A 20,440-nucleotide genomic window follows, 5' to 3' on the forward strand; every position below is an offset into this window, starting at 1 on the left:
CCGGTCGCCGTGCTCCCGCCGCCGCCGGCCGCCACGGCCACCGCCGCGCTGCCGACCGCCGCCGTCGCGTCACGGCCGGTGCCCGGCCCGAAGGCGGCCCCGCAGCGCAACCTGATGATCGTCGCGGTGTCGGCCGTCGTGGTGCTGGCGGCGGCCGTGACCACGGTCCTGATGATCAACTCCTCCGGTGACGGGAACGACCGGCAGGCGGGTCCGCCGCCGTCCTCGGTGAGCTCGTCGGCGCAGCGGCCGGCGGAGTCCTCGGAGTCGCCGACGCCCACGCCGACGCCGATCCCGCCCAGCGCGCCGATCGGCTGGAGCGAGGCCGGCCAGCTGGTGATCAACTACTACGGCACGTTCACCGACCCGGCGGCGCGCTGGGCGATGCTCTCCTCCAACGCGCAGAACCTCTTCGGCAGCCGCGAGGCGTTCGACGAGTACTGGTCGACCTACACCAACGTCAGCTCCCGCAACGCCAACGGCGTCACCCCCAACGCCGACAACTCGCTGAACGTGCCGGTCGACGTCACCTTCACCAAGGGTGACGGCTCCCAGCAGATCAAGCGGCACGTGCGGGTCACCAGGGAGAACGGCAAGCTGGTCATCGACTCGCTGGCGCAGTGAGCGCGTCGAGCACCCTGGCGCGGTGCCAGGACCGGGTGCCCCACGCCTCGCGCAGCGCCCGCACCGCGAGCAGCCGCCGGGCCAGGTCGTACTCCTGGGTGTAGCCGAGCGCGCCGTGCACCTGCAGGGCCGTGCGGGCGGCGAGGTAGGCGGCGTCGGCGGCGGCCACCTTGGCGGCCGAGACGTCGCGGGCGGCGAGGGTCCTGGCGGCCTCGAACACCAGCGGCCGGGCGAACTCCAGGGCCACCAGGACGTCGGCCAGCTGGTGTTTGACAGCCTGGAACTCCCCGACCGGCCGGCCGAACTGCCGCCGCGCCCGGACGTGGGCGCAGGCCAGGTCGAGCATCCCGTGACCCAGCCCCAGCAGCCGCGCGGCGACACAGACCACGCCGAGACCGAACCCGTCACCGGCCGGCCCGAGCGCCTCCCCCGGTGTCAGCGCGAACAGCCGCCGCGCGGGATCGACGGACTCCGACCGCTCCCCGACAAGTCCTGTGTAGACGGTCGAGCCGATGACCAGCAACGGCGTGGCGACGTCGGCGTCAGGCGCGAGGCCGGCATCCACAGCCCCCGGCCTTCCCGACGAGAACTGTCGGTGCCCGCCGCTAGACTGGAAAACGGGGGGATCCCCGCGGCCCGACCCGGGAAACTGTGGAATCGGTGCCATCGTCGGTCGTTCGCGGTTGTCCACAGGAGTCTTGTTCGTGGCCGGGAACTGTCGGCCCTGGTCGGTAGACTGGAAAACGGGGGGATCCCCGTGGCCTGGCCCCGGTAGAGCTCGGGAATCGGTGCCAGCCGCCAGCTGTTCGCCGTTGTCCACAGCCGCCCCGTCCAGGGCCGGGAACTGTCGGGGCCCGTCGGTAACGTGGTCACCGGGGGCCGGAGGCCACGGGGGCAGCACCGGCAGCGCCGGCAGGGCCACCGTCGCCAGCTCGCCGGCGACCAGCCGGGGCAGCAGCCCGGCTGCGACCGGCAGCGCGGCCACCACCGCCGGCACCACGGCGAAGGACTCCACCAGCGGGCCGGGCACGGCGTGGCGGCCCAGCGTCTCGAACACCACCGCCAGTTCGACCGCCCCGGCGCCCAGCCCGCCGAACCGCGTCGGCACGGCCAGTCCGCACGCGCCGAGGTCGGCCAGCCGGGCGAGGAGGGCCAGCCCGGCGGCGTGCTCGCCGGCGGCCCAGTCGCGGGTCAGGGCGGCGGTGTCGGTGTCGGACAACAGGTCGTGCAGGCTGGCCGCGAGTTGGCGGTGCTCGTCGGTGGGCGTCATCGGGGCAGGCCGAGCAGGCGTTCGGCGATCACGGTCCGCTGGATCTCGTTGGTGCCGGCGTAGATCGGGCCGGCCAGGGCGAACAGGTGGGCGTCGCGCCATGGCGCGTCGAGTTCGGCGTCGGCGCCGAGCAGGCTCAGCGCGGTCTCGTGCAGGGTCAGGTCCAGCTCCGACCAGAACACCTTGGTGAGGCTGGCCTCCGCGCCCGGCGCGGCGTCGGAGTCGAGGCCGGCGAGGGTGTGCAGGTGGTAGGCCCGCGCGCCGATCCACGCGTCGACGACGTCGTCGCGCAGTGCCGGGTCGGGGCGGGCGCGCCACAGGTCGAGCAGGCGGTCGGCGGCGGCCAGGAACCGGCCGGGCGCCCGCAGGGTCAGGCCGCGTTCCCGGCCGGCGGTGCTCATCGCGATCCGCCAGCCGTCGCCGGGTTCGCCGATGACGTCGCGGTCGGGCACGAACACGTCGTCGAGGAAGATCTCGGCGAAGCCGGGGGTGCCGGTGAGCTGGGTGATCGGGCGGACGGTGACGCCGGGGGCGCGCAGGTCGAACATCAGGTAGGTGAGGCCGTGGTGGCGCCGCGCCCCGCTGCGGAACAGGCCGAACGCACGGTCGGCGAAGGCGGCGCGGGAACTCCAGGTCTTCTGGCCGGACAGCAGCCAGCCGCCGTCGGTGCGGGTGGCGGTGGCGCGTACGGCCGCCAGGTCGCTGCCGGCCTCCGGTTCGGACCAGGCCTGGGCCCAGATCTCGTCGGCGCGCGACATCGCCGGCAGGATCCGCGCGCGCTGCTCGGCGGTGCCGTGGGTGAGCAGGGTCGAGCCGAGCAGCGCGATGCCGTTGCCGCTGACCCTGGCCGGGGCGCCGGCCGCCCAGTACTCCTGTTCGACGGCCAGCCATTCGCGCACCGAGGCGTCCCGGCCGCCGTAGGCCGCCGGCCAGGACACTGTGGACAGTCGGGCCTCGGCGAGGCGGTGTTCCCACGCGCGGTGCGCGGCGAAGCCGGCCTCGGTGTCCATCGGCGGCAACGGTTGGGCCGGCACGTTGGCGGCCAGCCACGTGCGGGCCAGCGCCGCCAGCCCGGTCACCGGCGCTCGCGCATCGCGCGGGCGTCGAGCCCGGCGAGGGCGTCGGTGGAGGTCTCGGCGTTGTGCGCGTGGGCGAAGTGGTGCAGGCCGAACACCGACTCCATCCCGGTGCGCAGCCCCATCTGGTCCTCGGCCTGGTTGACCGCGCGTTTGGCCAGCGCCAGGCCGAACGGGGGCATCCGGGCGATCCGGCCGGCGAGTTCACGGGTCCGCGCGGTGAGTTCCGCGCGCGGCACGACCTGGTTGACCATGCCGAGTTCGCGCGCGCGGTGGGCGTCGAACCGGTTGCCGGTGAACAGGAACTCCTTGGCGGCGCGCGGTCCCAGCTCCCACGGGTGGGCGAAGTACTCCACGCCGGGGATGCCCATCGCCACCACCGGGTCGGCGAAGAACGCGTCGTCGGCGGCGACGATCAGGTCGCACACCCAGGCCAGCATGAGACCGCCGGCGATGCACGCGCCGTGCACCATGGCGATGGTGGGTTTGGGGATCTCCCGCCAGCGCCGGCACATGCCGAGGTAGACCTCCATCTCCCTGGCGTAGCGCTGGTCGCCGCCGGGTCGGCCGACGTGGTCCCACCACAGCACGGCGCGGCGCGGGAAGCTGGTGTCGACGTCGCGTTCGGGGGTGCCGATGTCGTGGCCGGCGGAGAAGTGCTCGCCGGCGCCGGCCAGGACGATGACCGCCACCTCGTCGTCGTCCACGGCGCGGGTGAACGCGTCGTCCAGGGCGTAGGTCATGGCGGAGTTCTGGGCGTTGCGGTACTCGGGGCGGTTCAGGGTGACGGTCGCGACCGGACCGTCGCGTTCGTAGCGGACGACCTCGGCCGGCACGTCGACCACCTCCAAAGCAATTGCTTGGTAGGGTAGCACTTATGGGCCTCGCCGAGTTCCGCGCGACGGTGCGCGAATGGCTGTCCGACAACCTTTCCGGCGAGTTCACCGACCTGCGCGGGCGCGGCGGCCCCGGCCGCGAACACGAGTCGTTCGGGCGGCGCCTGGCCTGGGACCGGCACCTGGCCGCCGCCGGCTGGACCTGTCTCGGCTGGCCGGCCGAACACGGCGGCGCGGACCTGGACCTGGCCCACCAGGTCGCCTTCCACGAGGAGTACGCGCGGGCCAGGGGCCCCGCCAGGGTCAGCCACCTCGGCGAGGAACTGCTGGGCCCCACGCTCATCGCCCTGGGCACCCCTGCCCAGCGGGCCCGGTTCCTGCCGCCGATCCGCGCGGTCGGCGAACTGTGGTGTCAGGGCTGGTCCGAACCCGAGGCCGGCTCGGACCTGGCGTCGGTCACCACCGCCGCCCGCCGCGACGGCGACGAGTGGGTGATCGACGGCCAGAAGGTCTGGACCTCGCTCGCCCACGTCGCCCAGTGGTGCTTCGTCCTGGCCCGCACCACCCCCGGCTCGCGGCGCCACGCCGGCCTGTCCTACCTGCTGGTCCCGCTGGACCAGCCCGGCGTCACCGTCCGCCCGATCACCCAGCTCACCGGCGGCGCCGAGTTCAACGAGGTCTTCTTCGACGGCGCCCGCACCGCCGCCGACCTGGTCGTCGGCGAACCCGGCGACGGCTGGCGGGTCGCCAGGCGCACCCTCGGCTTCGAACGCGGCGTGTCCACCCTCGGCCTGCAGGTCGGCTTCCGCCACGAACTCGACGCCCTGGTCGACCTGGCCCGCTCCACCGGCGCGGCCGACGACCCGCTGCTGCGCCACCGCCTGGCCAGGGCCGCCCTGGACCTGGACGTGCTGCGCTCGCACGCCCTGCGCACCCTCGGCGGCACCGGCCCCGAGTCGTCGGTCACCAAACTGCTGTGGGCCACCTGGCACCGCGCCTTCGGCGACCTGGCGATGGACGTGCTCGGCACCGCCGGCCTGCTCACCGCCGACGACGGGCCGACCGACTGGCAGCGGCTGTACCTGTTCAGCCGGGCCGACACGATCTACGGCGGCGCCAACGAGATCCAGCGCAACGTCATCGCCGAGCGGATCCTGCGCCTGCCCCGCGAGGTGATCGGATGAACGCGCCCGCCGGCCGGAACCTGTTGTCCGGCAAGGTCGTCGTGGTCACCGCCGCCGCCGGCACCGGCATCGGGTCGGCCGTGGTGGACCGCTGCCTGGCCGAGGGCGCCCGGGTCGTGGTCAGCGACCGGCACGAACGCCGCCTGGCCGACACGACCGCCGGGCTGCGCGCCGGGCACGGGGACGCGGTGCACGCCATCGCCTGCGACGTCACCGTCGAGGACCAGGTCCAGGCGCTGGTCGACGGCACGGTGGCGCACTTCGGCCGGCTGGACGTGCTGGTCAACAACGCCGGCCTCGGCGGGACGGCGTCGGTGCTGGAGATGTCCGACGAGCAGTGGTCGCGGGTCATCGACGTGACGCTGACCGGCACGCTGCGCGCCACCCGCGCCGCGCTGCGCCACCTCGTCGAGCAGGGCGAGGGCGGCGCGATCGTCAACAACGCCTCGGTCGTGGGCTGGCGCGCCCAGCGGGGCCAGGCGCACTACGCCGCCGCCAAGGCCGGGGTGATGGCGCTGACCCGCTGCGCGGCGCTGGACGTCGCCGAGCACGGGATCCGGGTGAACGCGGTGGCGCCGAGCCTGGCCGCGCACCCGTTCCTGGCCAAGGTCACCAGCGAGGAGCTGCTGGCCACGCTGGCCGCCCGGGAGGCGTTCGGCCGCGCCGCGCTGCCGTGGGAGGTGGCCACCGTGGTGGCCTTCCTGGCCAGCGACTACGCCTCCTACCTGACCGGCGAGGTCATCTCGGTGAGCAGCCAGCACCCGTGACCCGCCTCGGGCTACCCTCACCGCCAAGGAGGTGCCCGATGGCCATCATGCCCGTGACGGACTCGATGTTCCTGCTCGCCGAGGCCCGCGAACACCCGATGCACGTCGGCGGCCTCCAGCTCTTCGAGCTCCCCGACGGCGCCGGCCCGGACTACGTCAGCGACCTGCACCGCCAGCTGCTGGAGACCGTCGACGTCCGGCCGCTGTTCCGCCGCCGACCGCGCGGCCCGGTCGGTGTGCTCGGCCAGTTCGCCTGGACCAACGACGACCAGCTCGACGTCGAGTACCACGTGCGGCACTCGGGTCTGCCCCGGCCCGGCCGGATCCGCGAGCTGCTGGAGCTGACCTCGCGGCTGCACGGCACGCTGCTCGACCGGCACCGCCCGCTGTGGGAGTTCACCATCATCGAGGGCCTGGGGGACAACAGGTTCGCCACCTACAGCAAGATCCACCACGCGCTGCTCGACGGCGTGTCGGCGTTACGCCTGCTCGGGTCGACGCTGTCCGAGGACCCCGACGACCGCGGTGTGCGCCCGCCGTGGTCCCCGCCGGTGCGCACCGACGTGTTCGACCGCCCCGGCCGGCGCGACGCCGACCCGCCCGACCCGTTCGCGGCGGTGTCGGCGTTCGTCAAGGAGGTCGCCGGGCTGGGTTCGGCGGCCGCGCGGGTGGTCAACGAGGCGTTCCGCGAGCAGTCGGCGACCCTGGCGTTCCAGGCGCCGAAGTCGATGTTCAACGTGCCGATCACCGGCGCCCGCCGGTTCGCCGCGCAGGGCTGGCCGCTGGAGCGGATCCGGGCCGTTGGCCGCGCCTCGGGCACCACGGTGAACGACGTCATGCTGGCGATGTGCTCGGGCGCGCTGCGCCAGTACATGATCGACCTGGGCCGGCTGCCGGACAGGCCGCTGGTCGCGGCCGTGCCGATGTCGCTGCGCACCCGGACACCGGCCGGCGAGACCGCGCTGGGCGGCAACGCGATCGGCCTGATCCTGTGCGACCTGGCCACCACCGACCCCGACCCCACCGCCCGGCTGCGGACCATCCACGAGTCGATGCTGCGCGGCAAGGCCGTCTACCACGGCATGAGCCGCCTCCAGGTCACCGCGCTGAGCGCGATCCCGTTGGTGCCGCTGGCGATCGGGACGATCCCGGGCCTGACGACGGTCACCCCGCCGGCGTTCAACGTGATGATCTCCAACGTCCCCGGCCCGCGCCGGCCGCTGTACTGGAACGGCGCGCGGATGCAGGGCGTGTACCCGCTGTCGATCCCCTACGAGGGCCAGGCGCTCAACATCACCGTCACCAGCTACGCCGAGAGTCTGGAGTTCGGTCTGACCGGCTGCCGGCGCACGGTCCCGCACCTGCAACGGCTGCTGGGCCTGCTGGAGGAGTCGCTCACCGACCTGGAGAAGGCCCTGTGCTGAGCCCGGCGATGATCGCCTCCGCGTCGGCCACGATCCCGGCGACCAGTTCGGCGCAGGCGGGCAGGTCGGTGATGGCGCCGCTGACCTGACCGGCGGCCAGCACCCCGGCGTCGGTGCGGCCCTCGACCAGCCCGGCGCGCAGCAGCATCGGGGTGTTGGCGGCCATCAGGACCTGCGCCCAGCTCAGGTCGCGGCCCCGGCGCATGGCTCGGCCGTCGCGCAGCAGGTCCGCCCAGGTCAGGCCGGTCAGCCGGCGCAGGCGGGCGGCGTTGCGCAGCGCGCGGGGCAGGCCGGTGAGCCGGCCGGAGCGTTCCAGGGCGGCCACCAGGTCGGTGCGCAGCACCCGGTGCGGCACGCCGTCGACGCGGGTGGTGACGACCGTGCCGGTCAGGTCGCTGTCCAGGTAGGCCTGTTTGACCTGGTCGGGGACGGTGCTCTCCTCGGTCAGCAGGAACCGGGTGCCCATGGCGACCCCGGCGGCGCCGTAGGCCAGGGCGGCGGCCAGGCCCCGGCCGTCGTAGAAGCCGCCGGCGGCCACCACCGGGAGGTCCACGCTGTCCACGACCGAGGGCAGCAGCAGGGTGGTGGCCACGCCGCCGGTGTGTCCGCCGCCCTCGCCGCCCTGCACGATCACCGCGTCCGCGCCCCAGCCGGCGACCTTGCGCGCGTGGCGCACCGCGCCGACCGACGGGATCACCAGCACCCCGGCGTCCTTGAGCCGCCCGACGAGGGACTCCTGGGGCGCCAACGCGAAGGAGGCCACCGCGACGCCCTCGTCGATCAGCAGGGCCACCCGGTCGGGGGCGTCGGTGGCGTCCGCGCGCAGGTTGACCCCGAACGGCGCGGTGGTGCGGGCCTTCGTCTCGGCGACGGCGGCGCGCAGTTCGTCGAGGGTCATGGTGGCCGAGGCGAGGATGCCCAGCCCGCCGGCCCGGGCGACGGCCGACACCAGGCGCGGGCCGGCGACCCAGCCCATCCCGGTCTGCACCACCGGGTGCCGGATCCCGACCAGGCGGGTCAGCGCGGTCTCCATCAGCCGGGCACCGCCCGGTCGCGTTCGCCGGCCGGGTCGAGGTCGCCGATCAGCGCGATCTCGGCGGCGCTGGGCTCGCGGGTCACCGCGACCTCGTCGACGTGCGGGGTGAAGCCGGTCGCGGCCAGCACGTCGTCGACGGTGACGCCGGGGTGCACCGAGACCAGCCGCATGGTGCGGTCCGGCCCGCCGAAGTCCAGCACGGCCAGGTCGGTCACCACCCGGTACAGGTCGTGGAAGGGCCCGCCGTCGCGGTCGTGGCCGACGCCGCAGACCACGTCGACGGCCGGCACGAACACCCGGGGCGTGTGCCGGGGTACCCAGTAGCTGGTGCGGTGGTTGACGGTGTTGCCCGGCGCGCCCCGGAACCCCAGCAGTGCCCGGGTGGGCCGGGCGTGCGGGCCGATGCCGGAGATGTTCTGGTTGCCGTACCGGTCGAGCTGGTTGGCGCCCATGACGACGTGCCGGCGCCCGTGGGCCACGACGTCGAACACCGCGCGGTAGGGCAGCCAGCCCTCGGGGGTGCCGGCCGGGTCGAGCAGGGTGGCCTCGCCGTCGGAGAGCAGCAGGTCCGGTGCGGTGGTGAGTCTGGCCAGCCGCGCGCCCAGTGCCGGCACGGGTCCCATGGGGCTGGCCAGGATCTCGCCGTCGCCGGCGAACAGGTCGGCGCACGCGGTCACACAGACCTCGGCCCTGGTCACGACACGGCCGCCTGGTAGGCGGCCTCGTCGCCGGCGAGGTAGCGGTCGGCGAACGCGGGCCAGTCACCGGCGGCGGCCTGGGCGTAGGCGCGCTGGAAGTGCTCGTCGCGGCCGTAGTCGGGCACGCAGCTGGTGAAGTGCGCGCCGCCGGGGGTCTCGACGACGCCGTCGACCATCATCCGGTTGAGCAGCAACGACTGCGGCGGTCCGAGACCGGCCAGCTCCGCTGTGTCCACAATGGACTCACAGGACAGGTAGCGGCGGGTGGCGGCCAGGCAGAACAGGTCGTCGAAGTACGGGTCGGGCCCGAGGTAGCGGCCGTTGCCGTACCGGTCGGCCCGGTTGAGGTGCACCAGCGCGACGTCCAGCGGGATCGGCGGCATGGCCAGCACCTCCTCGTCGCCGTAGGGCGAGCGGACGGTCCGCAGGCCGGGATCAACGGCGAGCACGTCCGAGCCGAGCCCGGCGCGGATCGGCAGGAACGGCAACCGGTGCGCGGCCGCGCGGAGTCCACACTGGAGCATGCCCTCGTCCATCTCCCGCGCGCGCACCGCGCCGGTCTCCCGCGCCCGGCGGAACCACGGGTCGTAGGGGATGGAGTCCAGCGACACGAACCCGTACACCACCTCGGCGACCTTGCCGGCCGCGCACAGCAGCCCGACGTCCGGGCCGCCGTAGGACACGACCGTCAGGTCCCGCACCGGCGACCGCAGGATCGCGCGCACCAGCGCCATCGGTTTGCGCCGCGAGCCCCAGCCGCCGATGCCGACGGTCATCCCGTCGGTGAGCGTGCCGGCCACCTCGTCGGCGGTCATCCGCTTGTCCCTCACCGGTTCTCCCTCACCGCTGCTCCAGGAACGCCGCCCTGGCCGCCCCGGCGGCACCGGTGAGGTTGAGCTCGTAGGTGAAGCCCTGCTCGTAGCGGTAGCTGCGGTGCACGTCCTGCGGATCGATGCCGTTGAGCGCCGCCTTGGCCGCGCGGATCACCCTCGGGTCCTTGGCGGCGATCACCCCGGCCAGCGCCAGCGCCGCACCGTCCAGTTCGGACGCCTCGACGACCTGGTACACCGACCCGTGGTGGTGCAGCTGCGCGGCGGTGACCGTCGAGGCGGTGAGGTACAGCGCCCGCATCAGGTGCTGGGGCACCAGCCGGGCGAGGTGGGTGGCCGCGCCCAGCGCGCCCCGGTCGACCTCGGGCAGGCCGAAGGTGGCGTCGGTGGCGGCGAGCACGACGTCGGCGTTGCCGACCAGCCCGATCCCGCCGCCGAGGCAGAACCCGTGCACGGCGGCGACGACCGGGACCGCGCAGTCGTAGACCGCGCCGAAGGCCGCGTGGCAGCCGGTGTTCGCGCCGACGATGGCGTCCTCGCGCTGGATCTCCTTGAGGTCGACGCCCGCGCAGAACCCGCGCCCGGCCGCCCGCAGCACCACGACCCTGGTGTCGGGGTCGTGGCCGGCGGCGGTGACCGTGTCGGCCAGGTCGTACCAGCCGCGCACCGGCACCGCGTTGACCGGCGGGAAGTCCAGGGTCACCACGACGATTCCCGGCCCGCCGGAGCCGCTCGACACACCCATGCGACCGCCTAACCTAGCCGCCTAACCTAGCATTTGCTTGGTTGAGCCTAGCACCTCTCGATGACCGTCCCGGTCGCCAACGCCCCACCCGCGCACATCGCCACCAGCGCCCGCGACCCGCCCCGGCGCTCCAGCTCGTGCAGCGCGGTGGTCAGCAGCCGGGTGCCGGTGCCGCCGACCGGGTGACCCAGCGCGATCGCCCCGCCGTTGACGTTCACCCGGTCCGGGTCCGGCTCGTGCACCGACATCCAGGACAGCACCACCGACGCGAACGCCTCGTTCACCTCGAACAGGTCCAGGTCGCCGATGGCCATCCCGGTCCTGGCCAGCAGCCGCTCGGTGGCCGCGACCGGCCCGTCCAGGTGGTAGTGGGTCCGCGCGCCGACCAGGCACTGGGCCACGATCCGCGCCCGGGCCCTCAGCCCCAGCTCCCGCGCCCGCCCTTCCTCGACCAGCAGCACGGCCGAGGCGCCGTCGGAGATCTGGGAGGACGTGCCGGCGGTGTGCAGGCCGTCGTCGAGGACCGGGCGCAGGCCGGCGAGCCCGTCCAGGGTGGTCGCGCGCAGGCCCTCGTCCCGCTCCACCCCGGCGACCGGCACGACCTCGGCGGCGAAGTGCCCGGCGTCCCAGGCCAGCGCGGCCAGCCGCTGGGAGCGTTCGCCGAACCGGTCGAGGTCGGCGCGGGACAGCCCCCGGTGGCGGGCGATGCGCTCGGCGGCGGTGAACTGGTCGGGCAGGTCGACCGTCCACGAGTCCGGCCGGGGCCGGCCGACGTCCACGCCGACGTTGGACCGCAGCGGCACCCGGCTCATCGCCTCGACCCCGCAGGCGATGCCGACGTCGATGGCGCCGGCGGCGATCAGTCCGGCGACCACGTGCGCGGCCTGCTGGGCCGACCCGCACTGCGCGTCGACGGTCATACAGCCGGCGGCGGGCGGGAGTCCGGCGTGCAGCCAGGCGTTGCGGGTGACGTTGCCGGCCTGCTCGCCGGCCTGGGTGACGCACCCGCCGACGACCTGTTCGACGATTTCTTCCGGTACACCCGACCGGTCCAGGACGGCGCGTTGCGCGGCGCCGAGCAACTCCGCCGCGTGCAGTCCGGACAGGACACCGCGCCGACGGCCGATCGGGGTTCGTACGGCCGCGACGATCACCGGGGTGCGCATCTACCCAAAGTAGAACCAGTTCCTTTACCGAACAAGGCGCACTTCACTTACTGGCTGAGCCTGTGTTTCAATCAAATAGAACGCGTTCTACTATGCTGGAGGCATCTGTGGCGCGACCGCGGCTTCCCGACGGCTTCGACTTCACCGACCCCGACCTCTACGCCGAACGCATCCCGGTCGCCGAGTTCGCCGAGCTGCGCGCCACGGCGCCGGTGTGGTGGAACGCGCAGCCCCACGGCGTCGCCGGCTTCGGCGACGACGGCTACTGGGTGGTCAGCCGGCACGCCGAGGTCAAGGAGGTCTCGCGCAACAGCGAGGTCTTCTCCAGCGCGGAGAACACCGCGATCATCCGCTTCACCCCGGACATGCCGAGGGAGAAGATCGAGGCCCAGCGGATGATCATGCTCAACATCGACCCGCCGCAGCACTCCAAGGTGCGCGGCATCGTGTCCCGGGGCTTCACCCCCAAGGCGGTCGACCGCCTGCGCGAACGGCTCGCCGAACGGGCCGAGCGGATCGCGGCCGAGGCCAGGGCCAAGGGCGGCGGCGACTTCGTCACCCAGATCGCCTGCGAGCTGCCACTGCAGGCGATCGCCGAGCTGATCGGCATCCCCCAGGGCGACCGGCACAAGATCTTCGACTGGTCCAACCAGATGATCGCCTCGGACGACCCGGAGTACTCGATCGACCCGGAGGCCGCCTCCGCCGAGCTGATCGGCTACGCCTGGCACCTGGCCGAGCAGCGCAAACAGTGCCCGATGGACGACATCGTCACCAAGCTCGTGCACGCCGACATCGACGGCGACGCGCTGGGCTCCGACGAGTTCGGGTTCTTCGTGCTGCTGCTGGCGGTCGCCGGCAACGAGACCACCCGCAACGCCATCTCCCACGGCATGCACGCGTTCCTGACCAACCCCGAGCAGTGGGAGCTGTTCAAACAGCGGCGCCCACCGACCACCGCCGACGAGATCGTGCGCTACTCCACGCCGGTGATGTCCTTCCAGCGCACCGCGACCCGCGACACCACCCTCGGCGGCGTGGAGATCCGCCGGGGCCAGCGGGTCGGCATGTTCTACAGCTCGGCGAACTTCGACACCGAGGTGTTCGACGACCCACAGCGCTTCGACATCCTGCGCGACCCCAACCCGCACCTGGGTTTCGGCGGCACCGGCGCGCACTACTGCATCGGCGCGAACCTGGCCAGGGTGGAGATCGACCTGATCTTCAACGCCGTCGCCGACCACCTGCCGAACATCCGCGCCGCCGGCGAGCCGCGCCGGCTGCGGTCGGGCTGGATCAACGGCGTGAAGGAGCTGTTGGTCCGCTACTGACCGAGCGCCTCGGCCTCCCGCCCGCCGGCGGCCGCGACCTGGGTGAGGAACCCGGCGATCAGCGCGAGCTGCTCGGGGTCGAGGTCGGCGCAGATGTCATCGACGGCGGCGCGCATCCCCCCGAACAGGCGGTACAGCTCGCCGCCGCGCTCGGGTCGCAGGACGATGGTGACGGCGCGGCGGTCGCGCTGGTCGCGTTCCCTGACCACCCAGCCGTCGCGTTCGAGGCGGTCCAGGATGCCGGTCATGGTGGCCGGGTGCAGGCCGGCGAGCCTGGCCAGGGCGGTGGGGCTCTGCGATCCGTTGCGGGCGAGCAGGTCGATGCAGTCCAGGTCGACGTCGCGCAGCGCGAGACGCAGGCCGACGTGGTGGTTGAGCAGGGAGAGCTGGCTGTTCATCTCCCGCAGCGCACCCATCACGTCCACGACGCCGCGCCGCCACCGCCCCTCTGGTACGTTGTTCATATAGTATGACTTTCATATTGTATGTGTGGCAGAGCCCAATGTACCCGCACGGGAGTGACCCATGAGGCTGACAGTTTTCGGCGCGACAGGCAGGATCGGCGGCCACCTCGTGCGCCAGGCCCTGGACGAGGGCCACCAGGTCACCGCCGTGGTCCGCGACCGCTCCCGGTTCACGGTCGGTGACCACGAGTCCCTGACCGTCGCCGTCGTCCCGGCCCTGACCGACCCCGCCGCCCTGGTCGGCGCCGTCGACGGCGCCGACGCCGTCCTGTCCGGCATCGGCCCCGCCGGCCGCCGGGACGCCGGAATCACGACGGTCGCCACCAGAACGATCCTCGCCGCCATGGCCACGACCGGCGTGCGCCGGATCGTCGTGGTCAGCGCCATGCCGGTGGGCCCACCCCCGAAGGGCGAGAGCATCGTCGGCCGGTGGATCGCCTACCCCCTGATCACCCGCGTCCTGCGCCCGGTCTACGACGACCTGGCCACCGTCGAGGCCGACCTGCGCGCCAGCGGCACCGACTGGACCGTGATCCGCCCCCCGCGCCTGACCGACAAACCCCTGTCCCACCACTACCGCACGACGATCGGCGCCAACGTCCCCAACGGCCTGTCCGCCAGTCGCGCCGACGTCGCCGACGCCATGCTCGCCGCCCTCACCAACCCGGCCACCGTCAGCCAACCAGTCGGTATCGCCCGCTGATCAGCTCCGCCGGAATGTCGCGGCCGCGCGGTCGGTCTCCCAGAACGCCCGCACCGACAGCAGCTTCCCGGCCTCGTCCACGCGGTAGGTGAACACGCCCTCGGTGTCCACGACGGACCCGCCGGGCAGGTGGGCGGTGATCGTGCCGACGTTGGCCACCTCGTTCCCGGCGGCGAACGAGTCGCGGATGACGAACTCGAACCGCTCCACACCGGCGATGGCCCTGTCCCAGAACGCGCCGATGGCCTCGCGGCCGTGATGGCCGGTGCCCTCGGGGTCGAACATCGACACGCCGATCGGGTCCTCGACGACCGCGTCGTCGGCGAACAGGGCGAGCCAGTCACGTTTGGCGCCCCGGGACACCGCGTCCATCGACCGGCGCGCCGCCGTGCGCGCCGGATGCGCGGCCTGCGGGCCGTTCCAGGTCACCGCGCCCTGAGTTGGTGGTTCGCCCACACGCTCACTCACAGCTTCTCCATGATCTGTTCGGCGAACCGCTTCATGCCGTCCTTCTTCTCCCGCAGCGGGCCGTCGAGGCCGACGCCGTGGAACACCCACGGCACGACGATCGCGTCGGTCACGCCGAGGTCGGCCTGTGCGCGGTACCCGTCGACGCCGAACCGGTCGACGCACACCGCCTGGATCTCGAACGGCTCGTCGGCGCGGCCGTACTCGGCGCGCAGCGCCCGCAGCCGTTCGACGGTCTCGCGCAGGTCGTCGAAGCGGATCATCGCCGAGGTCCAGCCGTCGCCGGTGCGGGCGGCGCGGCGCAGCGCGGCCTCGGTGTGCCCGCCGACGTACACCGGCACCGGTTCGGTCGGCGCGGGGCTCATCCGCAGGCGGTCGAAGTCGTGGAAGCGGCCGTGGTACTCGACCATCCCGCCGCCGAGCACCAGCCGCAGCACCTCGACGGCCTCGTCGGCGCGGGCGCCTCGGTGGTCGAACCGCCCGCCGCACCACCGGGACTCCTCCGGCGACCAGCCGAGGCCGACCCCCAGCCCGAACCGGTTGCCGGTGAGCACCGCGACCGAGCCGACCTGGCGGGCCAGCAGCAGCGCGTTGCGCGGGTTGAGCTTGAGGACCTGGGTGTAGAAGCGGATGGTGGACGTCACCGCGCCCATCGACGCGGCCGCCACGAACGGGTCGACCCACGGGGTGGTCTCGTCCCAGAACCGGCTGCCGTCGGCGGTGTACGGGTAGGACGCGGACACGGCCTCGGAGTAGAACAGCGAGTCCGGCAGCGCCACCGACGCGAACCCGCACTCCTGCGCGGTCCGCGCCAGCTCGCCGAGCTGGTCGAGCGGGCTCATCGCGACGGCGACGGTGAACTTCATGGCCTCTGCGCTCCCACGACCCACATCGAGAAGTACTGCGACCCGCCGCCGTAGGCGTGGCCAAGGGCCCGCCGCGCGCCGTCGACCTGGTGGTCACCGGCGCGGCCCATGACCTGCATCGCCGCCTCGGCGAACCGCAGCATCCCGGAGGCGCCGATCGGGTTGGACGACAGCACGCCGCCGGACGGGTTGACCGGCAGCCGCCCGCCGAGGGCCGTCTCGCCGGCCTCGGTGAGTTTCCACCCGGCCCCTTCGGCGGCGAAGCCCAGGTTCTCCAGCCACATCGGCTCGAACCAGGAGAACGGCACATACAGCTCCGCGACGTCCACTTCGGACAGTGGGTCGGCGATGCCGGCCGCCCGCCACAGCGCGGCGGCCGCGTCCCGCCCGGCCCGGGGGTTGACCTGGTCGCGCCCGGCGAAGGTGGTCGGCTCGGTGCGCATGACGGTGGCGTGGATCCACGCCGCCGGCCGGCCCCGCGCGGCCGGCTCGTCGCCGATGACGACCGCGCAGGCGCCGTCGGAGGACGGGCAGGTCTCGTCGTAGCGGATGGGGTCCCACAGCATCCGCGACGCCCGCACGGACTCGAGGGTGATGTCGGCCTGCCGCAGGTGGGCGTAGGGGTTGAGCGCGCCGTTGCGCCGGTCCTTCACCGCGACCACGGCCCCGACGTGGCCGGGCGCGCCGGAGCGGCGCAGGTAGGACCGCACGTGCGGCGCGAAGTACCCGCCGGCGCCGGCACCGACCGGCAGGCTGAACGGCGGCGCGATCGACAGCGCCCACATGGCGTTGGACTCCGACTGTTTCTCGAAGGCGACCGCCAGCACCCGCCGGTGCTCCCCCGCGTGCACGAGGCTCGCGGCGACGTTGGCCGTCGAGCCGCCGACGGAACCGGCGGTGTGCACGCGCAGCAACGGTTTCCCGGTGGCGCCGAGGGCGTCGGCGAGCATCAGCTCGGGCATCATGACGCCCTCGAACAGGTCGGGGGCCTTGCCGAGCACGACGGCGTCGATGTCGTCGAACGTCAGGTCCGCGTCGGCCAGCGCCCGGTCGACGGCCTCGCGGCACAGCCCGGCCATCGACACGTCGGTGCGCCGCGCGCGGTGGTGGGTCTGCCCGACCCCGATGACGGCGGCGAGGTGGCGGGTCATCTACTCGCCCTCCAGTACGCACACGAGGTTCTGCTGGAGCAGCGGCCCGCTGGTGGCGTGGGCGAGCGCCCGCTGTCCCGGCGCGACCCGCCGCGCCGCCTCACCGATCCGCGCCAGCCCGGCGGCGAACATCGGGTTGGCGACCAACGCTCCCCCCGACGGGTTGACGTCGACGTCACCGGCGATCCCCAACGCCCGCCGCAGAATGATCTCCTGGTGGGTGAACGGCGCGTGCAGCTCGGCCAGCGCGACCCCGTCCACCCCGGCCGCCCGGGCGGCGTCCACCGTGGAGGGTGAGGCGGTGAGGTCCCGGGCGCCGAGGTGCGCGGTCTCCACGCGGTGGGCGAGCCCGGTGATCCGCGCCGGGTGGTCGGTGAGGTCACGCGCCCGCCCGGCCTGCGCCAGGACGACGACGGCCGCGCCGTCGGTGACCGGCGGGCAGTCGTGCCGGCGCAGCGGGTCGGCCAGGTAGGGCCGGCGCAACAGTTCCTCGGCCGTGACCCGCTCGTGCACCGGCGCCGCCGGGTTCGCACCCCGGCTGCGGGCGGCGACCTCGGCCAGGTCCCGTTCGCTCCACAGTCCCCGGTCCAGGCCCAGCCGCGCCTGGAGCCCCGCGAGGCTCACCGGGTCCGGCCACAGCGGGGCGACGGTGTACGGGTCGAGTTGCAGGCTCAGGACGCGCCGCAGCTCGCCGGCCGAGGACTTGCCGAAGCCGTAGACCAGGGCGGTGTCGACCTCCCCGGTCCGGATCTTGATCCACGCCTCGTAGAGCGCCCAGGCCGCGTCGGCCTCCACATGGGACTCGTTGATCGGCGGATACGCGCCGATCGCGTCGACGGCGGCGATGAACGAGAACGCCCGCCCCGCCAGGTAGTCCGAGGATCCCGAACACCAGAACCCGATGTCGTGTTTGGTGAGGTTCGCTGCCCGCAGCGCCTCGCCGATGATCGGTACGAGCATCTCGACGCCGTTGGTGGTCCCGGCGGTCTCCCGCACGTCCGGCGCCGCGGCGTAGGAGACGACGCTGACCTCACTCACAGGTGCCCCGCATAGGTTTCGTAGGGGGCGTCGGGTTCGCCGGTCGGCCGGAAGTGGTCGATGTTCTCCAGGGTGGTTCCCCACTGGTCGCGGGGTTTCCAGGCGGCTTCGACGCGCAGGCCCATCCGCACCTCGTCGGCCGGGCACCCGAGAACCAGGTGCAGGAACGCGATGTCCGCCCCGTCGAGCAGAACGTAGGCGGCGACGTAGGGGGGTGTGATCCGCTGCCCGAGGAACGGCACGTTGACGATGCAGAAGGTGGTGACGATGCCCCGGTCCGGCAGTTCGACCTCGTCCACGGTGGGCACGCCGTCGGTCGGGCAGGCACCCCGGGGCGGCAGGTAGACCTTGTCACACGCAGGGCAGCGTTGCCCGAGAATCCGCCCCTGCGCCAACCCGCGCAGATACCGGCTCTCCTCGGGCGAGGCGGAATGCCGGTACCGCAACCGGATCGGCGTGGTGACGGTCGTGACGACCTCCGCCTGCCGCGTCCGCACGTCACCTCGACCGCCGCCCTGACCAATGCCCTGACCGCCGCTCTGACCGTCGCCTTGACCGTCGCCTTGACCGTCGTCGGGAACGAAGTAGGCCAGGTCGCGGATCCCGTTGCCCTGGGTGTCAGCCCAGTGCGCCCGTACCCGCATCCCGGTGGCGACGCGCGGTGCGTCCACGGCGTGCACCAGTGGCGTGTCGGCCCCGTCGAGCCGGATCATCGCCCAGCAGAACGGATGCCGAAGTGGTTGCCCCTCAAGGGGTTGCGGCTGCGCGGCCCAGGTGACGACGGTGCCGACCTGCCCGACCTCGACCAGTTCGGTCAACGGCGCCCCGGTGCCCGGATCGTACTCGGGCGGCGGGACGTGCACCCGCCCGTCGCTGCCCCGGGCGCCCAGCACACGCCGCTGGGCCAGCCCGGTCGCGAACCGCCCCAACGTCGACCCGAGCGACCGGGTGTAGTCGAACTCGATGTCCAACGGCGCGGACAACGGCGGCAGACTGGACGTCACCCCTCAAGTGAAACAGGTTCTACTTTGACGGGCAAGGGCCGATCACGTCGTCACCCCGACAACCCCAGCTCCACCTTGAGGTCGTCCCACGACACGGCACCAGCTATCGACTCCCCGGTGCGCAGGGTGCGCTCGGCACGTTCGAGCATCCGCCGGTAGCCGTCATACCCCAACTGGGAAGCGAGCACGGCTCGACGACGCCCGGAGTCCAGTACCCGCGACACCTCCACCGGATCACCGATCTCCACCGCCCGGCACCACTGACGCTCGAACTCCGCCCGCTCCTCCGGAACGAGGGCCACCAGAACCTCGCCGGGTGAGGCAGCCCGAAAATCGTGCGACCGCATCAGCAGCCCAGACGCGCCTTGGTCACCACGAACGGCTCAGCCATAGGCACCTCCTTTCCCGCGTAGGCAGCGGCCGCACGCCGCCACATCTCGCGATAGTCATGATGGCCCGACGACACCGTCAGCCAGGCGATGCGCCGCCAGTCGTCGAGGTCCTCGCCGCCGGACCGGTCGAACTCCGCCCGCTCCTCAGGGATCAGTGCCGCCCGGACCTCGTCAGGCGAGGCGGCGTGGAAATCGTGACGAACCGACGGATTGGGGACCATGTCCACAGCCTAGGTGACCAGCCCGAACAGGTCACGGTATCGAACGGGTGAACTATTCGGGTCGCCGTGTCCCGCCCTACCATGCCCGCATGAAACTTGGACTTCAGCTCGGGTACTGGGGTGCCGGCCTGCCGCCGCACGCGGCCGAGATGGTGGTCGCCGCCGACGAGGCCGGGTACGACGCCGTGTTCACCGCCGAGTCGTGGGGGTCGGACGTGTTCACGCCGCTGGCCTGGTGGGGGTCGGCGACCACCCGGGTGCGCCTCGGGACGGCGGTCGCGCAGCTGTCCGCCCGGGCGCCGACGGCCACGGCCATGGCCGCCCTGACGCTGGACCACCTGTCCGGCGGGCGGGTCGTCCTGGGGCTGGGCGTGTCCGGACCGCAGGTCGTCGAGGGCTGGTACGGGGCGCCGTTCGGCCGGCCGCTGGCCAGGACCCGGGAGTACGTCTCGATCATTCGGGACGTGCTCGCCCGGGAGGCTCCGGTGACCAGTGCCGGCCCGCACTATCCGTTGCCCTACAACGGTTCCGGGGCCGACGGGTTGGGCCGGCCGTTGCGGGCGATCACCCACCCGCTGCGGGCGGACCTGCCGATCTGGCTGGGCGCCGAGGGGCCGCGCAACGTCGCGCTGGCCGCCGAGATCGCCGACGGGTGGCAGGCGGTGTACTTCACCGCGGCGCTGGCCGAGGAGTACAACACCTGGCTGGACGACGGGTTCGCGCGGGCGGGCGCGCGCCGGTCGCGCGCGGACTTCGAGGTGGCGGCGTGCGCGACGGTCACCGTCACCGACGATCCGGCGGCGGAGTACGACCGGCACCGGCCGGTGATCGCGCTGTACGCGGGCGGGATGGGCGCGGCGACGAAGAACTTCCACGCCGACCTGTTCCGGCGCATGGGTTACGGCGAGGTCGTCGACGAGATCGGGGCGCGGTTCCGGGAGGGGCGCCGCGCCGAGGCGGCGGCCGCCGTGCCGGACGAGCTGGTGGCGCAGACGACGATCATCGGTGACGCGGCGACGATCCGGCGGCGGGTCGCCGAGTGGGGAGATCTCGGCGTGACCATGCTGATGGTCGGCGCGCGCGACGCCGGGCAGGTCCGGGAGATCGCCACGGTCCTTGCCGAGAACTGAAACGCGTTCTAGATTG

General features: G+C 73.2%; 22 protein-coding genes and 1 pseudogene. 7 read left to right on the top strand and 16 right to left on the bottom strand.

All coding sequences use genetic code 11. The features are described 5' to 3' along the window. A pseudogene (locus BLA60_RS44350) lies at positions 1 to 624 on the top strand (hypothetical protein); the annotation flags it as partial. Here the strand turns inward: BLA60_RS44350 and BLA60_RS45830 are convergent. Genes BLA60_RS45830 through BLA60_RS31165 form a run of 3 tightly spaced genes read right to left on the bottom strand, consistent with a single transcriptional unit; the run spans position 602 to position 3,806 of the window. Further along, entirely contained in the window at positions 602 to 1,894 is a 1,293-nt protein-coding gene (locus BLA60_RS45830; RefSeq protein ID WP_075136614.1) for an acyl-CoA dehydrogenase family protein, read from the bottom strand. The pseudogene BLA60_RS44350 and the gene BLA60_RS45830 sit on opposite strands and share 23 nt — an antisense overlap. Next, positions 1,891 to 2,973, bottom strand: a complete 1,083-nt coding sequence (locus BLA60_RS31160; protein ID WP_075136615.1) for an acyl-CoA dehydrogenase family protein — start codon at positions 2,971 to 2,973, stop codon at positions 1,891 to 1,893. The genes BLA60_RS45830 and BLA60_RS31160 overlap by 4 nt, the downstream gene beginning before the upstream one ends. Beyond that, a complete protein-coding gene (locus BLA60_RS31165) occupies positions 2,970 to 3,806 on the bottom strand; it encodes an enoyl-CoA hydratase (RefSeq protein WP_075136751.1) in 837 nt (278 codons plus the stop codon). Before BLA60_RS31165 ends, BLA60_RS31160 begins: the two co-directional genes overlap by 4 nt. 41 nt (positions 3,807 to 3,847) lie before the next feature. Between BLA60_RS31165 and BLA60_RS31170 the strand changes: the two genes are divergently transcribed. From BLA60_RS31170 to BLA60_RS31180, 3 genes are read left to right on the top strand one after another with little or no spacing between them, the layout of a single operon-like run. Then, the gene (locus BLA60_RS31170; RefSeq protein ID WP_075136616.1) at positions 3,848 to 4,990 is read left to right on the top strand and encodes an acyl-CoA dehydrogenase family protein; all 1,143 of its coding nucleotides are present in this window, start codon (positions 3,848 to 3,850) and stop codon (positions 4,988 to 4,990) included. Further along, positions 4,987 to 5,757: an SDR family oxidoreductase gene (locus tag BLA60_RS31175; protein ID WP_075136617.1), complete on the top strand. Its 771-nt coding sequence runs from the start codon at positions 4,987 to 4,989 to the stop codon at positions 5,755 to 5,757. Before BLA60_RS31170 ends, BLA60_RS31175 begins: the two co-directional genes overlap by 4 nt. A 38-nt stretch (positions 5,758 to 5,795) precedes the next feature. Continuing rightward, positions 5,796 to 7,181 (top strand): WS/DGAT/MGAT family O-acyltransferase, encoded by a 1,386-nt coding sequence (locus BLA60_RS31180; RefSeq protein ID WP_075136618.1) that lies wholly within the window; start codon positions 5,796 to 5,798, stop codon positions 7,179 to 7,181. On the opposite strand, the gene BLA60_RS31185 is transcribed toward BLA60_RS31180, so the two are convergent. Genes BLA60_RS31185 through BLA60_RS31205 form a run of 5 tightly spaced genes read right to left on the bottom strand, consistent with a single transcriptional unit; the run spans position 7,153 to position 11,656 of the window. After that, complete coding sequence (locus BLA60_RS31185) at positions 7,153 to 8,214, bottom strand: NAD(P)H-dependent flavin oxidoreductase (RefSeq protein WP_075136619.1); 1,062 nt, start codon at positions 8,212 to 8,214, stop codon at positions 7,153 to 7,155. The genes BLA60_RS31180 and BLA60_RS31185 overlap by 29 nt on opposite strands. Further along, positions 8,214 to 8,915, bottom strand: coding sequence for a CoA-transferase subunit beta (locus BLA60_RS31190; protein ID WP_075136620.1), 702 nt, complete (start codon positions 8,913 to 8,915; stop codon positions 8,214 to 8,216). Before BLA60_RS31190 ends, BLA60_RS31185 begins: the two co-directional genes overlap by 1 nt. Further along, entirely contained in the window at positions 8,912 to 9,745 is an 834-nt protein-coding gene (locus tag BLA60_RS31195) for a CoA transferase subunit A (protein WP_075136621.1), read from the bottom strand. Before BLA60_RS31195 ends, BLA60_RS31190 begins: the two co-directional genes overlap by 4 nt. 10 nt (positions 9,746 to 9,755) lie before the next feature. After that, entirely contained in the window at positions 9,756 to 10,490 is a 735-nt protein-coding gene (locus BLA60_RS31200) for an enoyl-CoA hydratase family protein (protein WP_075136622.1), read from the bottom strand. 47 nt (positions 10,491 to 10,537) lie between these two features. Next, complete coding sequence (locus BLA60_RS31205; protein WP_075136623.1) at positions 10,538 to 11,656, bottom strand: steroid 3-ketoacyl-CoA thiolase; 1,119 nt, start codon at positions 11,654 to 11,656, stop codon at positions 10,538 to 10,540. 107 nt (positions 11,657 to 11,763) lie between these two features. Between BLA60_RS31205 and BLA60_RS31210 the strand changes: the two genes are divergently transcribed. Continuing rightward, positions 11,764 to 12,987 (top strand): cytochrome P450, encoded by a 1,224-nt coding sequence (locus tag BLA60_RS31210; RefSeq protein WP_075136624.1) that lies wholly within the window; start codon positions 11,764 to 11,766, stop codon positions 12,985 to 12,987. On the opposite strand, the gene BLA60_RS31215 is transcribed toward BLA60_RS31210, so the two are convergent. After that, positions 12,981 to 13,451 carry a MarR family transcriptional regulator gene (locus BLA60_RS31215; RefSeq protein WP_075136625.1) on the bottom strand — a complete coding sequence of 157 codons (471 nt, stop codon included), beginning with the start codon at positions 13,449 to 13,451 and terminating at the stop codon, positions 12,981 to 12,983. The two genes, BLA60_RS31210 and BLA60_RS31215, sit on opposite strands and share 7 nt — an antisense overlap. A gap of 61 nt (positions 13,452 to 13,512) precedes the next feature. Here BLA60_RS31215 and BLA60_RS31220 point away from each other — a divergent pair, with 61 nt between their 5' ends. Then, a complete protein-coding gene (locus BLA60_RS31220; RefSeq protein ID WP_075136626.1) occupies positions 13,513 to 14,154 on the top strand; it encodes an NAD(P)-dependent oxidoreductase in 642 nt (213 codons plus the stop codon). On the opposite strand, the gene BLA60_RS31225 is transcribed toward BLA60_RS31220, so the two are convergent. Genes BLA60_RS31225 through BLA60_RS31255 form a run of 7 tightly spaced genes read right to left on the bottom strand, consistent with a single transcriptional unit; the run spans position 14,155 to position 19,294 of the window. Beyond that, positions 14,155 to 14,583 carry a nuclear transport factor 2 family protein gene (locus tag BLA60_RS31225; protein ID WP_075136627.1) on the bottom strand — a complete coding sequence of 143 codons (429 nt, stop codon included), beginning with the start codon at positions 14,581 to 14,583 and terminating at the stop codon, positions 14,155 to 14,157. 35 nt (positions 14,584 to 14,618) lie between these two features. Further along, positions 14,619 to 15,488 (bottom strand): TIGR03619 family F420-dependent LLM class oxidoreductase, encoded by an 870-nt coding sequence (locus tag BLA60_RS31230; RefSeq protein ID WP_075136628.1) that lies wholly within the window; start codon positions 15,486 to 15,488, stop codon positions 14,619 to 14,621. Beyond that, on the bottom strand, positions 15,485 to 16,639 hold the full coding sequence (locus BLA60_RS31235; protein ID WP_075136629.1) for a thiolase domain-containing protein: 1,155 nt from the start codon (positions 16,637 to 16,639) through the stop codon (positions 15,485 to 15,487). The genes BLA60_RS31230 and BLA60_RS31235 overlap by 4 nt, the downstream gene beginning before the upstream one ends. Further along, positions 16,640 to 17,677, bottom strand: a complete 1,038-nt coding sequence (locus BLA60_RS31240; RefSeq protein WP_075136630.1) for a thiolase domain-containing protein — start codon at positions 17,675 to 17,677, stop codon at positions 16,640 to 16,642. Then, a complete protein-coding gene (locus tag BLA60_RS31245; RefSeq protein WP_075136631.1) occupies positions 17,674 to 18,681 on the bottom strand; it encodes a Zn-ribbon domain-containing OB-fold protein in 1,008 nt (335 codons plus the stop codon). The genes BLA60_RS31240 and BLA60_RS31245 overlap by 4 nt, the downstream gene beginning before the upstream one ends. Before the next feature lie 50 nt (positions 18,682 to 18,731). Next, positions 18,732 to 19,028, bottom strand: coding sequence for a DUF6247 family protein (locus tag BLA60_RS31250; protein WP_281257492.1), 297 nt, complete (start codon positions 19,026 to 19,028; stop codon positions 18,732 to 18,734). Next, positions 19,028 to 19,294 (bottom strand): hypothetical protein, encoded by a 267-nt coding sequence (locus tag BLA60_RS31255; RefSeq protein ID WP_154814754.1) that lies wholly within the window; start codon positions 19,292 to 19,294, stop codon positions 19,028 to 19,030. Before BLA60_RS31255 ends, BLA60_RS31250 begins: the two co-directional genes overlap by 1 nt. An 89-nt stretch (positions 19,295 to 19,383) precedes the next feature. Here BLA60_RS31255 and BLA60_RS31260 point away from each other — a divergent pair, with 89 nt between their 5' ends. Next, positions 19,384 to 20,424, top strand: coding sequence for an LLM class F420-dependent oxidoreductase (locus BLA60_RS31260; RefSeq protein ID WP_075136634.1), 1,041 nt, complete (start codon positions 19,384 to 19,386; stop codon positions 20,422 to 20,424). Positions 20,425 to 20,440 lie beyond the last annotated feature (16 nt).

This window comes from Actinophytocola xinjiangensis, assembly GCF_001921215.1.
Lineage (GTDB): Bacteria > Actinomycetota > Actinomycetes > Mycobacteriales > Pseudonocardiaceae > Actinophytocola > Actinophytocola xinjiangensis.